The organism is Streptomyces sp. NPDC022910 (assembly GCF_055561075.1).
Genome location: NZ_JBVHHL010000081.1, coordinates 21,449 through 27,448, shown reverse-complemented (window position 1 = coordinate 27,448; position 6,000 = coordinate 21,449). Strand labels below are relative to the sequence as shown.

At 69.7% G+C, this 6,000-nt stretch carries 6 protein-coding genes and 1 pseudogene; 2 read left to right on the top strand and 5 right to left on the bottom strand.

Annotation, left to right across the window (positions count from 1 at the left end; all coding sequences use genetic code 11):
• Positions 1–176: 176 nt before the first annotated feature.
• Positions 177–1,547: a VWA domain-containing protein gene (locus ACZ3TS_RS38840; RefSeq protein ID WP_467626936.1), complete on the bottom strand. Its 1,371-nt coding sequence runs from the start codon at positions 1,545–1,547 to the stop codon at positions 177–179.
• Positions 1,544–2,401 (bottom strand): AAA family ATPase, encoded by an 858-nt coding sequence (locus tag ACZ3TS_RS38835; RefSeq protein WP_467626940.1) that lies wholly within the window; start codon positions 2,399–2,401, stop codon positions 1,544–1,546. Before ACZ3TS_RS38835 ends, ACZ3TS_RS38840 begins: the two co-directional genes overlap by 4 nt.
• A 477-nt stretch (positions 2,402–2,878) precedes the next feature.
• Between ACZ3TS_RS38835 and ACZ3TS_RS38830 the strand changes: the two genes are divergently transcribed.
• Positions 2,879–3,109 carry a hypothetical protein gene (locus tag ACZ3TS_RS38830; protein ID WP_467626934.1) on the top strand — a complete coding sequence of 77 codons (231 nt, stop codon included), beginning with the start codon at positions 2,879–2,881 and terminating at the stop codon, positions 3,107–3,109.
• Positions 3,110–4,068: 959 nt separating this feature from the next.
• Complete coding sequence (locus tag ACZ3TS_RS38825; protein ID WP_467626932.1) at positions 4,069–4,407, top strand: FUSC family protein; 339 nt, start codon at positions 4,069–4,071, stop codon at positions 4,405–4,407.
• A 220-nt stretch (positions 4,408–4,627) separates the two neighbouring features.
• On the opposite strand, the pseudogene ACZ3TS_RS38820 reads toward ACZ3TS_RS38825, so the two are convergent.
• The 3 genes and pseudogenes from ACZ3TS_RS38820 to ACZ3TS_RS38810 form a co-directional block, all read right to left on the bottom strand.
• Positions 4,628–4,988, bottom strand: a pseudogene (locus ACZ3TS_RS38820) (transposase); the annotation flags it as partial.
• A gap of 94 nt (positions 4,989–5,082) precedes the next feature.
• Positions 5,083–5,649 (bottom strand): DinB family protein, encoded by a 567-nt coding sequence (locus ACZ3TS_RS38815; protein WP_467626930.1) that lies wholly within the window; start codon positions 5,647–5,649, stop codon positions 5,083–5,085.
• A 24-nt stretch (positions 5,650–5,673) separates the two neighbouring features.
• Entirely contained in the window at positions 5,674–5,847 is a 174-nt protein-coding gene (locus ACZ3TS_RS38810) for a hypothetical protein (RefSeq protein WP_467626928.1), read from the bottom strand.
• Positions 5,848–6,000: the final 153 nt, after the last annotated feature.

Genomic DNA, 6,000 nt, shown 5'->3' with positions numbered 1-6,000 from the left:
ATCCCACTGCGATAGGACAACGGTGCGGGTCTCACACCCGCACACGGATCAGCAGCGCCTCGTGGCGCACGGTCTCGCACCTCCACTCGGTCACACGGCGCCTCATGGCGCACCCAGCCATTCTTGCGTGGTAGATCCGACAGGAGTCCGAGCACCGACCGTCCGTGTGGGCGTGGTCAGACCGGAAGCAGGCGAGCGATCAGAGCACTGAGCTGTTGGGCGTTGCGGCACTCGTACATCTCGACGCGTTCGGCGTAGGCAGGTGCGGCGGAGTCGCCGGTTCCCCACTGTGAGCGCGGCTCGGGGTTCAACCAGTAGACACGGCGGGCCCGTTCGGAGAGGCGCCGCACAGCCGGCACGTTGGGGTCACTCATGTTCGTACGGGCGTCACCGAGGACGAATACGGTCGTGCGGGAACCCACCGCGTCGGCGAACCGCTCGACGAACTCGCCGAAGGCGACGCCGTAGTCGCTGCTGCCGTGCCAGCCCGTCAAGGTCGCCTCCGAGCGGATCCGGGTACCCAGCGCGTCCGGATCGGCCGCACCGTGCACGAGCATTCCGGTCACCTCGTCCACACGGTTGACGAAGGCGAACACCCGCACCTTGCTGAACTGATCGTGCAGGGCCTGCACCAGCAGCATCGTGAAGTCCGAGAATCCCAATACCGAGCCCGACACGTCGCACAGAAGCACCAGTTCGGGCCGGACGGGGCGGCGCCGGCGCAGTACGGGCCGCACCGGCACGCCGCCCGTCGACAGTGATCCGCGCAAGGTCCGCCGCAGGTCGATGGCGCCGCGGGCGGCACGACGGCGGCGCGCGGCGAGTCGGGTGGCCAGCTTGCGCGCGAGCGGCTGAACCACCCTGCGCAGCTCGGCGAGTTGAACCCGCCCGGCGAACAGGAAGTCGACCCGGTCGGGAGTCGGGGAGACCGCTCGCCGGGCGATCTCGTCCCTGCCGCGTCGCTCGGCGACCCGGCGCCGCGCCTCGGCGGCCACCTGAGCACGGAACACCTCGATGCGCCTGCGGATCTCGTCCTCCAGCAGCCGGTCGGCGAACCCCGACCCTCCGGCCTGCGCCCTGATACTGTCCCGGACGCGTGCCAGCAGCGTCTGCGGGCGCAGCCGGTCGAGCGTCTGGTACGACGACCAGCCATCCGACTCCGGCGAGGACCCGTACCCACCGAAGCCGTTCACCGCCTCGATCGCCAACCGTGCCGTCATCGCCTCGTCGTTGGCGGCGAGCGCGGCAGCGAGCCGGTCCCGCAGAGCCTCCCGGTCCGCAGGCGCCTGCGTGTCCGGTGCCCCGACACGACGCGGAAAGTACACATCGAAGACCGGATCGAACACCCGCCGCTGGACCTCGCCGTGCAGCAGCGTTGCGGCAAGTCCCTCACGCAGCCGCTCGCGGTCCGTCAGGCCGAGCGCCTCCAGCGCCTGCGCGGCGTCCACGGTCTCGCCCGTGCCGATCCGGACGCCGTGCGAGCGGAGCGCGCCGACGAGTCCCGTCAGCCGCTCCGCAACCCCTGCCTCCGTCGCCGGGGAGTTCACACAGCGCCCAGGTCGAGCTTGGCCGCCGCCCTGAGGACGTCGCCCTGGTGCTTGAGAAGCACGCCGAGGCTGTCACGTACGAGGGTTCCGTCAAGGGTCTCGGCGCCCAGCGCAAGCAGGGTGCGCGCCCAGTCGATGGTCTCGGCGACCGACGGGACCTTCCGCAGATCCATCTCGCGCAGCGCCCCGACCACACGCACCACCGATTCTGTCAACGCCTCGTCGAGCCCCGGCACCTTCAGCCGGACGATACGCCGTTCCAACTCCTCATCGGGGAAGCCGATGTGGAGAAACAGGCAGCGACGGCGCAGCGCTTCCGACAACTCGCGGCTCGCGTTCGACGTGAGTACGACGAAGGGGCGGTTGGTCGCGGTGATCGTACCCAGCTCGGGGACCGTGATCTGGAAGTCGCTGAGCACTTCGAGCAGCAGACCCTCCACCTCGACGTCGGCCTTGTCGGTCTCGTCGATCAGCAGCACCTTCGGGTCGTCTCCTCGGATGGCGGTCAACAGCGGACGCGCCAGCAGGAACTCCTCGCTGAAGATGTCCGTCCGGGTCTCGTCCCATGTCTCGTCCCGGCCCGCGCTGATGCGCAGCAGTTGTTTGGCGTGGTTCCACTCGTACAACGCACGTGATTCGTCGACGCCTTCGTAGCACTGCAACCGGACCAGTCGGGCCCCGGCGACCTGGGCGACGGCCTTGGCGAGTTCCGTCTTGCCGACCCCGGCGGGGCCCTCCACCAGGAGCGGCTTGCCGAGTCGGTCGGCCAGAAAGACCGTCGTGGCGACCGCGGGCGACGCCAGATACCCGGTCTCAGCGAGGCGCGCGGAGACGTCGTCGACGGACGTGAACAACAACGCGGCCTCCAGTTCGGCGCGGCGACAATTTGACGCTGCACTATCTAAGCGCTTGCTCACGCCTCCTGTCACGTGTGACGGGGGCCACGTGACGGCGGGGTATTGCTGTCCCCGAGGGCGGAACCGCCGACAGTCGACTGTCCGGGCGCCGGCTCTTCTTCTGATTCACTCGATAGAGGTGAACCCTCGGTGTCTTCCGACTCGGCGTCTGACTGCCAGGCCTTGGGCGGTTCACCTCGGCCTGCGCGAGCTCGCGCCGTTCTCGACGCCCCTGCCGATCCGCTCTCGCAGGCATGCGAGAGTGGTCCCGTGCTTCTGGATCCTGAGACGACCCTGTTCGTTCGTGGCGCCACGCCCTTGCTCCTGCTGGCCGGCGCGCCTGTTCACGATGCCCTGCCATCCCTGACCGGGCTCGAGGGCGCAATGCCCCTGTGTGAGGGATGGGGCATCGTTCCCAGGCTCACTCTGTGCGTCGTGGACGGACCAGGGGAACACGGGGTCGTCGTCCCCGCCCTCGCGGCACCTGTTCTGGACGGCGCCAACGGGAGCGCTGTGGCGGGTGACATGGCCGACTGGTGCGCGGACGCCGAAAAGGCCGGTGGAGCAGTTGTCCTGTGCTTGGACCGGTTGCCCGAGGTGCTCGATTGGTCTTTCCTGCTGGGCTCAGGCACCGCCCGCGGCGGCTTCATGCCCACACTGGCATGACGCAGAGCGGGCGAAGCGACGAGCGGCTCATCTGTCGGGATGTTGGGTTGTGAACCCACGACCCCTTCGTCACGAAGCGTTTCCGCTTGCGGTGAACCGGTGCCGCCCACGCCGGCTCAGCTGTATTCCAGGGCAGGCCTGGTCCCACGGCGCCGGGCCTCGGACACCAAGGTCCACCGAGGGAGGATCACCAAGCAGCGCTCGCCCCTCCTGGGCTTCGCCCGCGTCGAGTCGGTGCAGCGGTGCTCCGCCGATACCCCGATCCGCCCGGTAAAGGATCGCATCGTCGAACGCCGCGGCACTTGGGCCCGTAAGGTCGCCAAGGTCGCCGCGGCTGCGAACTGCTCAACCTCGCCTACTACTCCCTGTGTGACGGTGAGGTCCGCTGCCCGGCGCGCAAGGACCTGGGATGAGCAGGCGGAACCCGGCCGGCGCGAGATCGCTCGTTGTCCCTGCACCGACCCGCCGTGGGCTCAAGGCCGTTCGTCCTCGGCGCCGCTTGCGGGGGCTCCGCCTTGGCCCCGCGCCGTAGTCCAGCGCTGCCCGGACCGCGTCCGAAAACCAGGAAAGCGGTCAGCAATGCCGCCGGGCTGACCGGCAGGCACCGCAGAACTCGGACTGTTGGGTGAGGCCGAGCGCATCGACCGTGCTCTGCAGACCGTGCGGGTGACGGTACCCGCGGCGGCAGCGGTCGGGAGCCGGGAGGCACAGATCGCCACCGCACAGGTGCTGGGCGACATCTCCCGTACGGTGGCCGCCGGCCGCGAGCACCGCACCCCCGCGGAGGTCTGGTCCCTGCTGGCGTCGTGGGCGGACGCCTCGCCCGTGCGCAGCCCGCGCGACCTGGCCGCGCGGTTGCAACTGGCCGAGGAACTGGCCCGGCGCTCGGCCGAGGGCCACCTCGGCGATGTGCTGGACCCCACACCGAGGTGCCGGGCCTGTACAAGGGCACCCCCTCCGTGGCACGTACCGCCCGGCGGATCCGGGCGCAGCTGCGTCCCCAGTCGCCGATCTTCCGCCATGCGGTCCGGCTCGCGGTGGGCGTGGTGCTCGGCGAGGTCATCGGCCGGTCGATCGGCGGGTGGGGCGGGCTGGGCATCTCCGCGCACGGCTTCTGGGTGGCCCTGACCACCATGCTGGTGCTCTTCCCCGGGTACGAGCACACCATCACCCGCGGCTGGGGACGGGCGGCCGGGGCCGTGCTGGGCGGTCTCCTCGCTGGGTGCTGTCCCTGCCGCACTGGTCGCCCGCCGGCCTCGCGGTCGCGTCGGTGGTGCTGGCCGCGGCGTCGTTCGTGACCCTGCGGACCGGGCAGCTGATGCTCAACCTGTGGCTGACCGCCTGGATCGTCTTCCTGATCCACCACGTCGGCGGGCTGCCCGGGCCCACGGCGTGGGCCCGCGCCGCCGACATCGTGGTCGGCGCCGCGCTCGCCGTACTCATCTTCCTGGTCTGGCCGACCTGGTCCACCCGGCGGCTGCCGGGCCTGCTCGCGGAGTGGCTGCGGGTGCAGGAAAGTGGCCTGGGTTCTTTTCCCAGCGCCCGGGGCGACTTGTGGCGCGCGCCGGCCGCGTGCTGGTGGGCACGGCAGGACGTGGAGTCCACGCTCACCGACCAGTCGATGCGGCCGGCGGTGTCCGCGTCGGCCTGGACCGCGGTCAGGATCCGGCCGGTCTAAGGTGCCATCGGCCGCCAGCGACGGTGGCCTTCGTACACGGTGTTCCACAGACCGAACCGCGTCGGCAGATCCTGCTACGGGATGCCCGTCCGACACCGGAAGAATCCCGTTGATGACGGTGCGGTGATCACTCCAACGGCCACCACGCCGCCCTGGCCTGGGCAGACACCGATCCAGCCGTGCCCATTCCTCTTTCGTCAGATCGCCCCGCCCATGCCCGGGTCAACGAGACGACCACGGACCAGTCACTTCGAAGTACCGTGCTGGTCGGGCCGGGGGTGGCGCCCGGCTCTCGTCACTGGCCCACCCTTCCGTCGATGCACTCGCGCAACAGGTCGGCGTGCCCGGAGTGACGGGCGTACTCGTCGATCCTGTGCACCATCAGCTCCCGGATTGCGATGTTGTCCTTCCCGACACGCTCGCTCAGGTCCGCGTGCTCGGCCAGCGCCGCGTCGGTCGCGGCCTGCTCGCGCTCCAGATCGACATACGCAGCATCGACCACTGCCTGCTCGGCGACAGCTCCGTGGAAGTCCGCGTCCTTCGCGCCGTACAGCTTCGGCAGCGGTTCGTCGTAGCTGAGCCAGTTGCGCCAGCCTCGTTCCACCTCGGCGAGGTGCCGGAGCAGGCCGAGCAGCGACATCGTCGAGGGCGGAACCGACCGGCGGGCCAGTTGCTCCGCATCCAGGCCCTCGCACTTCATCCGCAGGGTTATGCGGTAGTTCGTCAGGAAGTCCTGCAGCGTCGCAAGCTCGCCGTCTGGACTGTCCTCGTTGTTGCGGGGGTCGTCGTCCGGGTCGGCCCACATGTCGGGGTAGACGGTCGCCCGGGTCCATCGCGCGGGTTCATCACTCATGTGTTGCATGTTGATCTGCGGCAGCCCAAGTCGCTACTGGGTTTGCATTTCGAGGTGACGCATGTCGGGGTCGTGGAGGAGGACGCCGGTCAGCCCGGTGAAGCGGTCGATGAACTCGTCTGCCGTGCGGGGCGGTTCACCGCAGCCCCAGGAGGTGTCCGGTTCGTCGCCTTCCGTGCCGGCCGTCGGCTTGGTGGCCAGGAACATGCCCGGACCGGTCGATCTCGAACTGCCCCCCGCTGTTGAGATTGAGCCAGGCATCGCGGACGAACTGCGGCCTGGGGTATTCGGGGCAGGGCAGGTCCCAGGGGTGCGGACGGGCATGGTGCTCGTTGCCTCGAGAGGACCGGTCGGTGCGAT

Coding starts and splice junctions, on each gene's coding strand:
- ACZ3TS_RS38815 (WP_467626930.1), bottom strand. CDS start 5,649: ATGCAACACATGAGTGATGAACCCGCGCGATGGACCCGGGCGACCGTC.
- ACZ3TS_RS38810 (WP_467626928.1), bottom strand. CDS start 5,847: ATGTTCCTGGCCACCAAGCCGACGGCCGGCACGGAAGGCGACGAACCG.